Source organism: Dyadobacter luteus, from assembly GCF_003383615.1.
Taxonomy (GTDB): Bacteria; Bacteroidota; Bacteroidia; order Cytophagales; family Spirosomataceae; genus Dyadobacter; species Dyadobacter luteus.
Genome location: NZ_QNUL01000007.1, coordinates 129,830 through 143,633 on the forward strand (window position 1 = coordinate 129,830; position 13,804 = coordinate 143,633).

13 protein-coding genes are annotated in these 13,804 nt (G+C 43.0%); 7 read left to right on the forward strand and 6 right to left on the reverse strand.

What is annotated here, in order from left to right:
• Positions 1-42 precede the first annotated feature (42 nt).
• Positions 43-351 carry a hypothetical protein gene (locus DSL64_RS11640; protein WP_147300357.1) on the reverse strand — a complete coding sequence of 103 codons (309 nt, stop codon included), beginning with the start codon at positions 349-351 and terminating at the stop codon, positions 43-45.
• A gap of 124 nt (positions 352-475) precedes the next feature.
• Between DSL64_RS11640 and DSL64_RS29545 the strand changes: the two genes are divergently transcribed.
• Positions 476-913, forward strand: a complete 438-nt coding sequence (locus DSL64_RS29545) for an energy transducer TonB (RefSeq protein ID WP_115831066.1) — start codon at positions 476-478, stop codon at positions 911-913.
• 21 nt (positions 914-934) lie between these two features.
• Positions 935-1,372 carry an energy transducer TonB gene (locus DSL64_RS11650; RefSeq protein WP_115831067.1) on the forward strand — a complete coding sequence of 146 codons (438 nt, stop codon included), beginning with the start codon at positions 935-937 and terminating at the stop codon, positions 1,370-1,372.
• Positions 1,373-1,473: 101 nt separating this feature from the next.
• On the opposite strand, the gene DSL64_RS11655 is transcribed toward DSL64_RS11650, so the two are convergent.
• Positions 1,474-2,709: an MFS transporter gene (locus DSL64_RS11655; protein ID WP_115831068.1), complete on the reverse strand. Its 1,236-nt coding sequence runs from the start codon at positions 2,707-2,709 to the stop codon at positions 1,474-1,476.
• 242 nt (positions 2,710-2,951) lie between these two features.
• Between DSL64_RS11655 and DSL64_RS11660 the strand changes: the two genes are divergently transcribed.
• The 4 genes from DSL64_RS11660 (at position 2,952) to DSL64_RS11675 (ending at position 10,015) form a co-directional block, all read left to right on the forward strand.
• The gene (locus tag DSL64_RS11660) at positions 2,952-4,085 is read left to right on the forward strand and encodes a Gfo/Idh/MocA family protein (RefSeq protein WP_115831069.1); all 1,134 of its coding nucleotides are present in this window, start codon (positions 2,952-2,954) and stop codon (positions 4,083-4,085) included.
• Between the two features lie 66 nt (positions 4,086-4,151).
• On the forward strand, positions 4,152-5,297 hold the full coding sequence (locus DSL64_RS11665; RefSeq protein ID WP_115831070.1) for a Gfo/Idh/MocA family protein: 1,146 nt from the start codon (positions 4,152-4,154) through the stop codon (positions 5,295-5,297).
• Positions 5,298-5,416: 119 nt separating this feature from the next.
• Positions 5,417-6,469, forward strand: coding sequence for a sugar phosphate isomerase/epimerase family protein (locus DSL64_RS11670; protein ID WP_115831071.1), 1,053 nt, complete (start codon positions 5,417-5,419; stop codon positions 6,467-6,469).
• Between the two features lie 201 nt (positions 6,470-6,670).
• Complete coding sequence (locus tag DSL64_RS11675) at positions 6,671-10,015, forward strand: ThuA domain-containing protein (RefSeq protein WP_229217052.1); 3,345 nt, start codon at positions 6,671-6,673, stop codon at positions 10,013-10,015.
• A gap of 78 nt (positions 10,016-10,093) precedes the next feature.
• On the opposite strand, the gene DSL64_RS11680 is transcribed toward DSL64_RS11675, so the two are convergent.
• From DSL64_RS11680 to DSL64_RS11695, 4 genes are read right to left on the reverse strand one after another with little or no spacing between them, the layout of a single operon-like run.
• The gene (locus DSL64_RS11680; protein ID WP_229217044.1) at positions 10,094-10,930 is read right to left on the reverse strand and encodes a TIGR02757 family protein; all 837 of its coding nucleotides are present in this window, start codon (positions 10,928-10,930) and stop codon (positions 10,094-10,096) included.
• The gene (locus DSL64_RS11685) at positions 10,920-11,129 is read right to left on the reverse strand and encodes a hypothetical protein (protein ID WP_115831073.1); all 210 of its coding nucleotides are present in this window, start codon (positions 11,127-11,129) and stop codon (positions 10,920-10,922) included. The genes DSL64_RS11680 and DSL64_RS11685 overlap by 11 nt, the downstream gene beginning before the upstream one ends.
• Before the next feature lie 17 nt (positions 11,130-11,146).
• Entirely contained in the window at positions 11,147-12,115 is a 969-nt protein-coding gene (locus DSL64_RS11690) for a septal ring lytic transglycosylase RlpA family protein (protein WP_115831074.1), read from the reverse strand.
• 7 nt (positions 12,116-12,122) lie between these two features.
• Positions 12,123-12,911, reverse strand: coding sequence for a DUF4905 domain-containing protein (locus tag DSL64_RS11695; RefSeq protein WP_158547908.1), 789 nt, complete (start codon positions 12,909-12,911; stop codon positions 12,123-12,125).
• A gap of 57 nt (positions 12,912-12,968) precedes the next feature.
• Between DSL64_RS11695 and kdsB the strand changes: the two genes are divergently transcribed.
• Positions 12,969-13,706, forward strand: coding sequence for a 3-deoxy-manno-octulosonate cytidylyltransferase (gene kdsB / locus DSL64_RS11700; protein ID WP_115831076.1), 738 nt, complete (start codon positions 12,969-12,971; stop codon positions 13,704-13,706).
• The last annotated feature ends 98 nt before the right edge of the window (positions 13,707-13,804 follow it).

Sequence of the window (13,804 nt, forward strand, 5' to 3'; positions counted from 1 at the left end):
AGAGGTCGTTTTTTGTTTTTCTATACATTTCAAAATACCCGCCTATCGCACTGATTGCCACAAAAGGACGATAATTACTGGCAGTAAAACTCCAAGAGTTAAGTAACCAAAGAATTTTTTGTCTCTTGTAAAGAAGGTAAATAATAGACTTGATACCAGAAACAGAGCCGACAAAGCCAGCATCATAAAAAATGTAACCATCACTCCTGTCGCACACCGGATCCCTCCCTGCCCTTCCCACTTCGCTTCAATACTATACACTCCGCTCACAAACAAAATCCATAGCACGATATAAGTCATATAAGTTACTACAGCAAAGGGATGCCTCTTTAATTCAGTGGCGGATATCATAGTTATCATATTTTTATAAACACCCTAATAATAGCAATTTACGAAATAATAGATCTATTATTTTATATATAAAATAATTATATATAAATTTAACTATTGTTCCCGTATTGATTTGTAAAAGCCTATGTCTGCTCAATCGACTTTCACAACAGTGTTAATCATCAACCTTATCTACAATACAAATCTTGTTCAAGCACAGTCCCGTCAAAAAGCGATTTCGCAAATTGACAGTGTGAGCACAGAAAAACCTTATTGGGAATGCGTATTATCAAAGTCGCCAGAATTCCCGGGAGGACACACTGCGCTTCAAAAATTCATTCATGACAATCTGGTATCACCTCAATCTCCTGGATCTTTAAAACTTCCAGGACGAGTGTTTATGTCGTTTATTATTAATGAAGATGGCAGTTTATCTGATATACGTGTTCTTAAGGGATTGAGTCCTCAGCATGATCTGGAAGCAACAAAAATCATAAAATTAATGCCCAGGTGGAAGCCAGGCCGCTACAGGCACGATGAAATATCGAAGATAAGATATAATCTCCCCATCCTATTTCCTTAAAGTATCCCAAACCTCTTTACAATGAAACTTTACCGCCATCTCAAAGCCAAATACCCCTTTTCGATACAAATTGCTCTATGGACTATTTTACTGGTAGGCAAAGCTTATTTCCCATCATTTGGTCAAAGTAATTTGAATAAATCCGAAGAGCGGTATTTTACAGTTGTAGAGCAACAACCCGAATTTCCTGGTGGAGCTGAAGCCAGAAAGAAGTTTATCACTGAGAACCTGGTTGTCCCCGAATCTGCGCCCAATCAGAAAATAACCGGAAAGGCTTTTATTTCCTTTATCGTGAATACCGACGGTAGCAGACAGGATGTGACACTTGTCAAAAGTCTGAGCGCCGAACATGACAAAGAGGCACTTCGGGTAGTGAACGCCATGCCACAATGGAGCCCGGGTTCTCAATCTGGTAAAATGGTACGGGTCAAATACATGTTGCCAATTGACTTCAGATAATCCGTTCTGAATTAATCATTACAATCTCTCATCTATCGTGTAAAAGAAAAGGGTCGTCTCACCAGCTGAAACGACCCTTTTCCTTAATTAACTTTTATCTGTTAGTGAGCCGCTACAGCCGCAGTGTTCTCAACTTTACGTCCTTTCATCCAGAAGAACAGGATACCGAATGCAACGATCAACACTGCAGGGAATGCAATCATAGTACTCAGCGTAGCCTGACCAGCAGCCAGCGCCAATTCGTCACCAGTCAATCCCTGAGCAGCTTTTTCAGCAGTATCAGCATCAATCCATCCACCGATAATTGGCTGGAAGATTGAAGTTGAAAGCATACCTACACCACCGATGATAGACATACCCAATGCACCGCTCAATGGAACGTACTGTGCTACAAACCCTACCATAGTTGGCCAGAATAGACCTACACCCAGTGCAAAAATAACAGCTGCAAAGTATGCTGCAGGTCCTGTTACTGTGCTGAACAGGTAAATACCAATTGCAGTAAGGAATGAAGCAGTCCACAAAATACCTGTTGCACCCAATAGCTTCACTACCGGAGCAGCGAAGAAACGCATCACCGCCATCAGACCAGTAACCAGTGCAAGGATCAACATAGGGCTTGCACCGCTCTTACTCATAATCATTCCAGTCCATTGTTGAGGTCCGAATTCTGAGATTGCAGTGAACGCCATACAGAAGAAGATAAAAAGGAATAGCGGAGAGAACATTGCCTTCACGTTTTCCGCAATTGAACCAACAGCTTCGCTCGCAGGTTTCGGGAATGCCTGTCCGAAGAAAAGGAATACATAAATGATCGTTGGGATCATAATCACCCAAATCTGTGCCTGCCATCCGAATCCGAAATCTGTCATAAATTTCGAAATAAGACTACCTACCACAATTCCCCCAGGGAACCACATGTGAAAACGGTTAAGCATTTTATTCATTTTCAAACCTGTGTAAGCATCCGCAATCATAGGATTACATGCTGCCTCAGTACAACCGTTACCAATACCAATAAAGAATGTTGAAATCAAAAGCCCGGTATAGCCTCCTGAATAAATGGTCATCACAATCCCGATGATGTGAGAAACAAATGCCACCTGCATGATAGTTTTGGGTCCCACGCTTCTGTAAACCAACCCGCCGATTACCATAGAAATCGGGAATCCGAAGAAAAACATGGAGTTAATAAAGCCAAGCTGCTCGGCAGTAAGATTGAATTCTGTTCCTAATTGAGGAAGGATACCAGCACGTATACTGAAAGAGAACGCTGTGGTAATGAGCGCAAAACAACTTGCGTTAAAGAGTCTTGTGCTGTTAATCGGTTGAGACATGTGACCAGTAAATTTGAATATTTGAATGAGAAAGATTAAGAATTGGGGCTATACTTTAAATGTAAGATTTTCACAAAAAAAACAAATAATTGTCAAATCTACTACTCAATTCGGCAGTTATACCACGTTTTTTACACTATAAATTTATATTTGTAAAAAGTAAGAGTCACTCAGGGTGCACTTTTATGAACAGTTAATCTTTTCTAAACTTTAAACAAACAGGAATGTCACGAAAGATAAGAATGGGTATGATCGGTGGCTCACTTGATGCATTCATCGGTGGGGTTCATCGTCGTGCGGCCATCATGGACGGAGAGATTGAACTGGTTTGCGGCGTTTTCAGCTCTAATCCGGAGAAGTCCAAAGAAACGGGCAAAGCCCTTTATTTGCCTGAAGACAGGGTATACAGAGATTTTGAAGAAATGATCGCGAAGGAAAAGCTGCTTCCATTAGGTGAAAGAATGGATTTCGTTTCCATCGTTACACCTAACCATATGCACGCAGGTCCTACCAAACTTGCACTTGAAAATGGCTTTCATGTGGTATGTGATAAGCCGGTAACCCTAAATACCGAACAAGCAGAAGAGATCGTAAAAGTAGTTGAAGAAACAGGCCTCATTTTCTGCCTGACGCATAACTATACAGGTTATCCGATGGTGAAAGAGGCAAAAGAAATGATTGCGTCGGGTGCTATTGGTAAAGTAAGAAAAGTGATTGTAGAATATCCGCAGGGATGGCTTGCTACACTGGTGGAAGTTACTGGTAACAAACAGGCTGCCTGGCGCACTGACCCGAGCAAATCGGGAGCAGCCGGCGGATTAGGTGATATTGGTACGCATGCGGAAAACCTTGCCGAATATATCACAGGACTTAAAATCACGCAACTTTGCGCCGACCTGACCATTTTCGTAGAAGGTCGCCAGCTGGATGACGATGCCCATATTCTCCTGCGCTTTGACAATGGAGCTAAAGGAATTCTGCAAAACAGCCAGATTGCCAACGGGGAAGAAAATGATTTGAACATCCGTGTGTACGGCGAGACAGGTGGATTGCAATGGAAGCAGCTGGATCCCAACACATTGATCCATAAAACAAACCAGGGCGCAAGGATCATCCGCACGGGCGTGGGAAATCTGTCACGTGCAGCGCAGGTACATACCCGTATCCCGGCAGGACATCCAGAGGGATATTTTGAAGCATTCGCCAATCTTTATCGTAATTTCGCCGTGCATTTACGCGCCAGATGGGAAGGTAAAAATCCTGATCCGGTATATGATTTCCCGACTGTTTACGACGGCTTGCGCGGAATGAAATTTATTGATACTGTACTGGAATCAGATAAATCAGATCAGAAATGGACTGATTTCCACGAATAGCATCCAGTCGCTCTAAAGCAGAACACAACAATATTTTATACCTTTTTCAATTTCACAATCCATTCTATGAACAAAATTAAAGTTGGCGTAGTAGGTACCGGATTTATTGGACCTGCTCATATTGAAGCGTTACGACGTCTCCCTAATGTGGAAGTCGTTGCTCTTTGCGAGGTAACTGCGGAACTGGCACGCGAAAAAGCTGATTTGCTTGGTATACCGCGTTCTTACACTTTCGAAGACTTGCTGAAGCAGGAAGATATTCAAGCTATTCATATCTGTACGCCAAACTTCCTTCACTATTCTCAATCTAAGGCTGCTCTTCTTGCAGGCAAACACGTAATCTGCGAAAAGCCGCTGGCAAAAGATTTGGCTGAAGCTGAAGAACTGGTAGAACTTGCTGCAAAAACTGGTTTGGTTAATGCCGTTCACTTCAACCTGCGTTACTACCCGCTGGCACGCCAGATGAAGTCAATGCGTGAAAGAGGTGAGTTAGGTGAAATCTATTCTTTCATCGGTTCTTACCTGCAAGATTGGCTTTTCTACGAAACGGATTACAACTGGCGTCTTGAACCAGACAAATCAGGCGATTCAAGAGCGATAGCAGATATCGGTTCTCACCTGATGGATATTCTTGAATACATCACAGGCTTGAAGACTGTCTCAGTTCTGGCTGACTTCAATACAGTGCATAAGACACGCAAGAAGCCTCTTAAACCTGTTGAAACGTATTCAGGAAAAATGCTTCAACCTGAAGATTATGCTGATGTCCCCATCACAACTGAAGACCACGCCAACGTATTGCTTCGTTTCGACAATGGTAGCAAAGGGGTGATTACAGTATCTCAGGTTTCTGCCGGTCGTAAGAACCGTATGACTCTTGAAATCTCAGGATCCAAGAAAACTTTCAACTGGACTTCAGAAGCTCCGAACGAAATGTGGATTGGAAACAGAGACAAAGCCAATGAGGTTTTGATACGCGACCCATCGCTTGTAAACGACGATGTACGTTCTCTGATCACATTCCCGGGCGGACACAACGAAGGTTTCTCCGATACGTCGAAACAATTGTTCAAAGAAGTATACGCAGCAATCGCAGAAGGTAAGCAACCTGAGAACCCAACATTCCCAACCTTCGCAGACGGATACCGCGAGCTATTGATCTGCGAAAGAATCCTGGAAAGTAACAAGTCACAAGCTTGGGTAACTGTATAATTTTGAGTGAGTGATTGATTGACCGGGTCGGTGCGATGAGAGAATATCAAAATCAGTCAAGTAAATTAATACGATTGGTATGCTAACAGCTCAATGCTAATCGCTAAAAGCTCTTAAACATGAAAACAATAAAAGGACCAGGTATCTTTCTTGCCCAGTTTCTGGGGGATGAAGCACCATTCAATACTTTTGATGGAATTACCCAATACATGGCTGACCTTGGCTACAAAGGTGTTCAGCTTCCTATATGGGATCCGAGAATTATCGATATTAAAAAAGCTGCTGAGTCGCAGACTTATGCTGATGAGCTGAAAGGTAAACTGGCCGACAAAGGGCTGGAAATTACCGAACTTGCCTCTCACATTATCGGACAGCTTGTGGCTTCACATCCGGTTTATGATGAGCTGTATGATGGTTTTGCAGTTCCGGAAGTACGTAACAATCCGAAAGCAAGAGCGGAATGGGCTACACAACAGCTGAAGTATACGGCTATTGCAAGTAAAAATCTGGGATTGAAAGCTAGTGCTACTTTCTCAGGTGCTTTGGCATGGCCATTTCTGTATCCATGGCCACAACGTCCTGCCGGTCTGGTAGAAACAGCATTTAAAGAATTGGCAGCTCGCTGGAAACCAATTTTAGATGTATATGATGAAAATGGCGTGGATCTTTGCTACGAGCTTCACCCGGGAGAAGACCTTTTCGACGGTTCTACTTTCGAAATGTTTGTAGATTACCTGGATGGTCACTCGCGCGCGAATATCAACTACGATCCGAGTCACTTCGTATTGCAGCAACTGGATTACCTACAGTTTATCGATCTTTATCATGACCGTATCAAAGCGTTCCATGTGAAAGATGCCGAGTTTAACCCAACAGGTAAGCAAGGTGTTTACAGCGGATTTGCGGGATGGGCCGACAGAGCAGGTCGTTTCCGTTCATTAGGTGATGGTCAGGTTGACTTCTCATCTATCTTCTCAAAACTATCGCAGTATGACTACGATAGCTGGGCTGTTTTGGAATGGGAATGCTGCATTAAGTCGCCTTCACAAGGTGCAGCAGAAGGTGCTCCTTTCATTGCCGGACATATTATCGAAGTTACGACAAAGGCTTTTGACGATTTCGCAAGTGCGGGAACCGACGAAGCTTTCAACCGTAAAGTATTGGGTCTGTAGTCCTCAACTGTCGATATACAGTATATTAAGAGCCTATCATACTTATGTGTGATAGGTTTTTTCTTACATCATATTATAATTTTTGCAATAAAGTCTCGTTGAAACAGACCGTCCACTATCCTTTTCATAACCTCAATACAATTGCACATGAACCTCATTTCTTGCAAAATTCATTCAGGAGGAAAATTGATTCTCTCCATAATGATGCTTGTATGTTTTACATTCACCGCGTTCTCTCAGATCGTAGTACCGGAAAAACGAATTCTGGTATTCTCAAAAACAGCCGGATTCCGGCACAGCTCTATTCCTGCTGGTAAAAATGCATTAATTAGGCTTGGTAAAGAAGTTGGCTTCACAACTGACACCACCGAAAACGCGGCATTATTTACAGCTAAAAATCTAAAACGTTACAGTGCGGTCGTCTTCCTGAATACTACAGGAAATGTCCTGAATGACGCTCAACAGGAAGCTTTCGAAAATTACATTCAGGCTGGTGGAGGTTACGTTGGTATCCACGCTGCCACCGATACTGAATACGACTGGCCATGGTACAACCAGCTCTCGGGCGCTTACTTCGCGAGCCACCCGGGCAATCCTAACGTACAGGAAGGTGAAGCATTCGTGGTTAATGACAAGCATCCTTCCATGGAAGGTTTCCCTAAAAAGTGGAAAATCAAAGACGAATTCTATGACTTCAAAAATTTTAACAAGAAGGTAAATGTGCTGGTTAAAATAGATGAAAAGTCGTACAAAGATGGGAAAATGGGTGATGACCATCCCATGTCATGGTATCACGAATACGATGGTGGAAAGGCATTTTATACCAACTTCGGACATGAAGATGCTACTTTCGTTAATCCTGTTTTTGTGAAACACCTCACCGGCGGACTGCAATATGTAATGGCTGCGCAGCTCGACTACAGCAAAGCTCGCCCTGAAGAAAACCGTTTTACCAAAACGGTTTTGGTATCTAAGCTGGACGAACCAACTGAACTCGCAGTATTAGACGACCATCGTGTACTCGTAACTGAGCGTAAAGGGAAAGTGAAACTTTACAATCCTAAAACCGGTAAGATTAAACTTGTTGCAGAAGTACCGGTTTACAGCAAGCAGGAATATGGATTGATGGGGATGAATATCGACCCGAACTTTAACACCAACAAACTTGTATATCTTTACTATTCTCCTCCTTCCACCGAAAAGGATACTGCGCAACATTTATCAAGATTCAAGTATGACGACGTAAACGATACGCTGCTCCTTTCTACTGAAGAAGTGTTCCTGACGGTTCCGGTAAAAAGAACAGATTGCTGCCATACCGGCGGTTCCATAGAATGGGACAGCAAGGGCAATCTGTATCTCTCAACTGGTGACGACATCAACCCTTTTCAATCCGATGGATACGGGCCCCTTGATGGCCGTCCGGGGCGTGAAGGATGGGATGGCCGCCATACTTCTTCCAATACCAATTCTCTGAGAGGTAAAATTTTACGTATCAAACCGCGCTATGGCGATCGCAGAGCTAATATGCCAGGCGGCACCAACCTATATGATATTCCCGAAGGAAACCTTTTTCCCGCAGGAAATCCAAAGGCTCGTCCTGAGATTTACGTGATGGGCACCCGTAACCCTTACCGTATCTCTATTGACCAACGTACCGGTTTTCTTTACTGGGGTGATGTAGGTCCGGATGCTTCCAATGACAGCCCGACACGTGGGCCACGCGGATACGACGAGGTAAATCAGGCAAGAAAAGCAGGGTACTTCGGATATCCGATGTTTATTGCAGACAATAAGCCTTACATAGAATACGATTTCGAAACCAAAGTTTCAGGTAAACCTTTCGATCCGGCAAAACCGGTAAATGACTCTCCGCATAACACCGGGTTACGCGAGTTACCACCCGCGCAGCCAGCGTTCATTTACTATCCCTATGCTGATTCACCTGACTTTGGAGCTATTGTTGGTAAAGGTGGCCGTAATGCGATGGCAGGTCCGATTTATTATGCCGACGATTTCAAAAATACCAACATCAAGTTTCCGGAATTCTATAATGGCAAGTTTTTTTCTTACGACTGGATCAGGGATTATATCAATCTGGTGACGATGAACAAGGAAGGAGACCTGGTGAGTATTGAACGCTTTATGCCCAATACGAAGTTCAGCCATCCTATTGATATGCAGTTTGCCAAGGATGGCTCACTTTATACATTAGAATATGGCCCCAACTGGTTCGCGCAGAATGATGAAGCCAGCTTGTCACGCATTACTTACAATCCGGGTAACCGCGTTCCTCTGTCTGTGGCCAAAGCAACCAATACAACAGGCGCTGTTCCTTTGAAGGTGACATTCTCTTCAAAAGGATCTATGGACTACGACGGTGATGCGATCAAATACGAATGGACATTTGGCAAAGGGCTTGGAAAGAGCACATTACCTAATCCTACATTTACCTACACCAAAGCAGGAGAATACACAGCAGTTTTGAAAGTGACAGATAGCGCTGGCAACAGCCATAAGTCTGAGGTTGTGGTGAAGGCAGGAAACGCTATTCCAAAAGTGGATGTAGCCATAAAAGGTAACAAAACCTTCTATTGGGCCAACAAACCGGTTGCCTACGAGGTATCCGTAACTGACAAGGAAGATGGAAGCCTGGCAACCAAAAAAATCCCCGAAGATGAAGTGACACTCACGATCAATTATCTTGAAGGATTTGACAAAACACAATTGGCGCAGGGACACCAGGCCAATACAGGTTTTGAAACAGGAAAAAGAATGATCGAATTAAGCGATTGCAAAGCTTGCCATTCTGTTGATAAGAAATCTATCGGACCATCTTACCGCGAGGTAGCCAAACGCTACGAAAATGAGCGTAATTCCGTTAAAACTTTGGCTCAAAAAGTGCTGAATGGCGGCGGCGGTGTATGGGGAGAGCAGGCCATGGCAGCCCACCCACAGCATAAGCCGGAAGAGGCAGAAGAAATGGTGAAATATATACTGTCTCTTGCAAAAGAAAAAGTAGTTGACAAAAAGCCATTAAAGAGCACCTACCTGCCTGAGAGCAAGCCCAAAAGTGGTTCTTATATTTTCACGGCAAGTTATACAGACAAAGGAAATGGTAACATGGGCCCTCAAACCGGTTCTAAAACTGTGGCTCTTCGTCCGGCCAAAGTCAATGCAAACACATTTGACGCTGGTAAGGATTTTACCAAATTTAAGCTGGAATCAGGATCGGAAATCGTGATTGGAAAACACAATGCCTATATCGCATTCGATGATGTAGACCTCAGCGGAATCGCAAATATCGAAGCTGCTACCAGCATCAATGACCGATTCCAGGCAGGCGGAACTCTGGAAATCCGATTAGATTCTCCTGCGGGAATCAAGATTGGAGAGGCAAAAGCAGGTTCTGCTACAACAAGTATTCCTGTGAAAGCACCGGCTGATAACAAGTTGCATAAGCTCTATTTTATTTTCAAAAATCCGGAAGCAGGAGCTAAACCACTTTTTTCTATCGATACCTTACAGTTCAACCGTATTCAATAGAATCGGATGTAAAAAAAAGCAAAAACGCTATCGGAGTACTAATCCGGTAGCGTTTTTGCTTTACAAGAAAATCTACTTTTAAAGAGATTGAAATCTGTTATTCAGGATTGCCGGTGTTGCGAATCCTTCTATTCCAAGTCCGAATAAAGCGAAGTCGTATTTTGCAGGATCCTTAGGATCTAATGTTCGCAATGAAGCCGTCAATTCTACTGCAGTCTGCCAGTCTGTGACAGGTCTTTTAATCAATCCCAGTAATCGCGCAACGCGATCCACATGTACATCGCACGGACATACCAGTTGTGCAGGACTGATGTGGTTCCAGATACCAAAGTCTACACCTTTGTCGTCCTTACGGACCATCCAACGCAGAAACATATTGAGACGTTTACACGATGACTTACGAAGTGGGTTGGCTATATGTTTTCCGGTGCGGGCAGGGAAATTCTCTGAGTTTCGAAAAAGGGTATTGAAACCGATAAGTCCATTCTCAATAGTCACATCGTCTTTCGATACAAAATTGCTGAAAGCAAATTCGAGAGAATCGTGTTTGCTGTAATAGTTTTTAAAAAAATCCAGGAAATACAAGGTATCCGTGGCATTAAAAGTACGATGCTTGAAGTTCAGGAATGGTTTGAGATCACTATCCTCATAGTTGAGCATGAAGTCATGCGGAGCATTATCCATCATGACAGCTAACTCCAGACATTTGTTAATAATGGTTTTGCGCTGTCCCCAAGCCAGCACCGAAGCCCAAAAACCCATAATTTCTACATCCTGTTTTTTGGAAAAGCGGTGTGGAATACTGATCGGATCATGGGGAATGAAATCAGGCTTGTTATATAAAGCTGTCTTCTCTTCCAGCAAATCAGATACATACGCAGAAAAGACACTGGTCTCCTGAAAACTATTTTGCACTTGTTTTTCCTAAGAAATAAGCCAGGATTCTGGATATGCCTGAAAAGAACATTACTATTCCTGAAAAAAGAAAAGTAAAAATGGCGATAAAAGGATAAAGTACTGTAAAAAGAGCACTCCACAATTTATAGCCGGTCGTGTTTTTCAGTGCGGCTCTTTCCTCTTCTCTTTTAGAGCGGAATTGTGGTGAATGTTTCATAAATAACTATGTATCAATTATTCCAAATAACTTACTACAGCACGGAAACGTTTGCTGTTAGGCGAAACTTTCTCAAATGCCCTCGATGACAGCTTGATCACAATGTCATCATTAATACTCGTATCAGGTATACGGCCTATTACACGCACGATAATTTTTTCCTGATTATACTCATTCAGGACTTCGACCAGCGCGCCTATCGGTGCGGTGCGGTGTAATCCCAAAAACTTACTCGTACTCTCATCTGTTTCAATCATTTCCGCCAACCCTGACTCTGATTTTCTCTTACCACTCACCACTTTAGGTGCCACTACCTCTTCAACAGGTTTTACAACTTTTTCGGGTACTGCAGTTTTAGCTCTCACAGAATCTTTTACCACAGTGGTAGCAACCACCTTAGGCGCGGGGGCAGGTGCTGGTGGAGGCGTTTTAGCTCCTGCTTTCTCACTTACGATCAGCTCTTGTCCATCTTTCAGATTGTCATCTGTCAGGTTGTTCCATTTTCTGAGATCAGCCATTAAAACGCCGTATTTTACGGCAACACGGTACAGTGTTTGTCCTGCTTCAACTTTGTGTATACCATTCGGTGCTACCGCAGTAGTGGTGGTAGCTGATGCAGGAGTAGTAGCTTTGGGAACTTCTGTCTTTGTTGTTTCTGCCGGTTTCACAGCTTCAGCAACTTTCACTTCTTCCTTCTTTACTTCTTTTGGTGCAGCCCCCTTCGGAGTATAAGGAACCCTTATCGTTTGCCCGAATTGTATCTGATCACTGATTCCCGGATTCGCCTCTCGTAATGCGTGAATAGTTGTTCCATATCTTCTCACAACGGCAAACATCGTTTGCCCCTGATTCACCCGGTGTAGTATAAATACTTTACCACCAACCCTTTCAACTCCCACTGAATCTACCGCTACACTTCCGTTAGCACGTGTACTAAACCCTCCAAATAAACCGGCGATCAGAGCCAGGCAAAAAATATACTTCATTTAAATATTATAGTGTTAAACTTTTAAATTCGTTGTTGTTCTTCAAATAGACCAGATTTCTTCCCTTAAGTAACACTGTCGATCTCCCTATTCCTTCTCTGCCTTCAGATAGCCTTTCGTGGAGTAATTGCTCCATTTGATCGGTCATTATCAACAGATATTCTGATATTTTATCCTGCTCGTAAAGATAATAAGAAAACATCATATAGGGTCTTTTATCCAGATAATCAATAGCCACAGGAACATGCCCGTCAGTAACACGGGAAATAAAAGATGCCAGCTGGTCAAAATAGTCGTTTCCAACCATGTAACGAACCGGCTCAGCTAAAATTATTTGCCGATGTTCCGATTCTCCGTCTGTTTCTCTATCCGAAACAACCAAACCGGTTTCCGCTTTACACTGCAGATATTTGTATTTATCACCAAACCTCGTCGCTACCTCAATTTTGTCTTGATCAATCGTTCTGACCAATACATGATTGGGAAGAGCCCATTGCAATTCTCCGTTACCACTGTCTATCATGAGCAAATCTGTCGGCTCGGGAATATCAGAATGCCTGTAGTTATGTAAAAACAGGTGTTTGTAAGAAAAAGCTGTCATAGAGCTAAACCAATCCGCACCCACCACCGAGGCTTCCCACAGCACTTCCGAACGACCTGTATCAATCACCGCAAAAGAAACTTCTTTGTTTTGTCCACTTCTCAGCTCAATTGCCCATAAATTACTCTCGTTGTCCTGGTCGGGTAAAATCCGCCATATATTTCGCGAAAATTGATGTGAAAAAAGTTTTTGCAATTTTTTAGCTTTATTTTGAAACGAAATTTGAAAGTAAACAATCTAACACCAATATCTGTGCAAATTTTAGGAATAATACCCGCCCGATATGCATCCACCCGATTTCCAGCCAAGGCGCTTGCCGACATTGGTGGGAAAAGCATGATCCGGCGAGTATATGAGCAGGCGTTAAAAGCAGAAAAACTTCATAAAGTAATTATAGCCACCGACGATCAGAGAATAATGGATCATGTCAGGGATTTCGGGGGTGAGGCAGTGATGACTTCTACTGAGCACCAAAGCGGCACAGACAGATGCTTCGAAGCACTAACTAAAACAGAAGGAAAATTTGATTATGTAATTAATATTCAAGGTGATGAACCTTTCATAAACCCGGATCCTATTAACAATCTGGCTAATGAGCTGGACGGACAAACTCAATTGGCCACACTGGTAAAGGTGATTGATCAGGAAGATTTGCTTTTCAATGTGAATGTTCCCAAGGCTGTGCTTAATACGCGAAATGAAGTCATGTATTTCAGCAGACAAACCATTCCTTATCTGCGCAATCATGAAAAAGAAGAATGGCTTCAGCATCACAGATTCTATAAACACATCGGTATATATGCCTACCGTTCAGACATTCTGGAATCGCTTACGCAATTGCCGGTAAGTTCTTTGGAAAAAGCAGAAGCACTTGAACAGCTCAGATGGCTTGAAAATGGCTATGCAATTCGTGCAGTTGTAACCAGCGACGACTCCCATGGAGTAGATACGCCGGAAGATCTTGACAAGGTTTCCCGCAAATTTCTGTAGTCGCTCTGGCGTGGTATTTTTAGTGTTTTTGGGACCTGTATTGAGAAAATGTTAAAATAGGTTAAAACGGTAAATCTTATACGAGTTTACTTTTCGAC

Coding starts and splice junctions, on each gene's coding strand:
- DSL64_RS11685 (WP_115831073.1), bottom strand. CDS start 11,129: ATGAAACATTCACCACAATTCCGCTCTAAAAGAGAAGAGGAAAGAGCC.
- DSL64_RS11655 (WP_115831068.1), bottom strand. CDS start 2,709: ATGTCTCAACCGATTAACAGCACAAGACTCTTTAACGCAAGTTGTTTT.
- DSL64_RS29545 (WP_115831066.1), top strand. CDS start 476: ATGTCTGCTCAATCGACTTTCACAACAGTGTTAATCATCAACCTTATC.
- DSL64_RS11675 (WP_229217052.1), top strand. CDS start 6,671: ATGATGCTTGTATGTTTTACATTCACCGCGTTCTCTCAGATCGTAGTA.
- DSL64_RS11660 (WP_115831069.1), top strand. CDS start 2,952: ATGGGTATGATCGGTGGCTCACTTGATGCATTCATCGGTGGGGTTCAT.
- DSL64_RS11665 (WP_115831070.1), top strand. CDS start 4,152: ATGAACAAAATTAAAGTTGGCGTAGTAGGTACCGGATTTATTGGACCT.
- DSL64_RS11690 (WP_115831074.1), bottom strand. CDS start 12,115: ATGAAGTATATTTTTTGCCTGGCTCTGATCGCCGGTTTATTTGGAGGG.
- DSL64_RS11650 (WP_115831067.1), top strand. CDS start 935: ATGAAACTTTACCGCCATCTCAAAGCCAAATACCCCTTTTCGATACAA.
- DSL64_RS11640 (WP_147300357.1), bottom strand. CDS start 351: ATGATATCCGCCACTGAATTAAAGAGGCATCCCTTTGCTGTAGTAACT.
- DSL64_RS11670 (WP_115831071.1), top strand. CDS start 5,417: ATGAAAACAATAAAAGGACCAGGTATCTTTCTTGCCCAGTTTCTGGGG.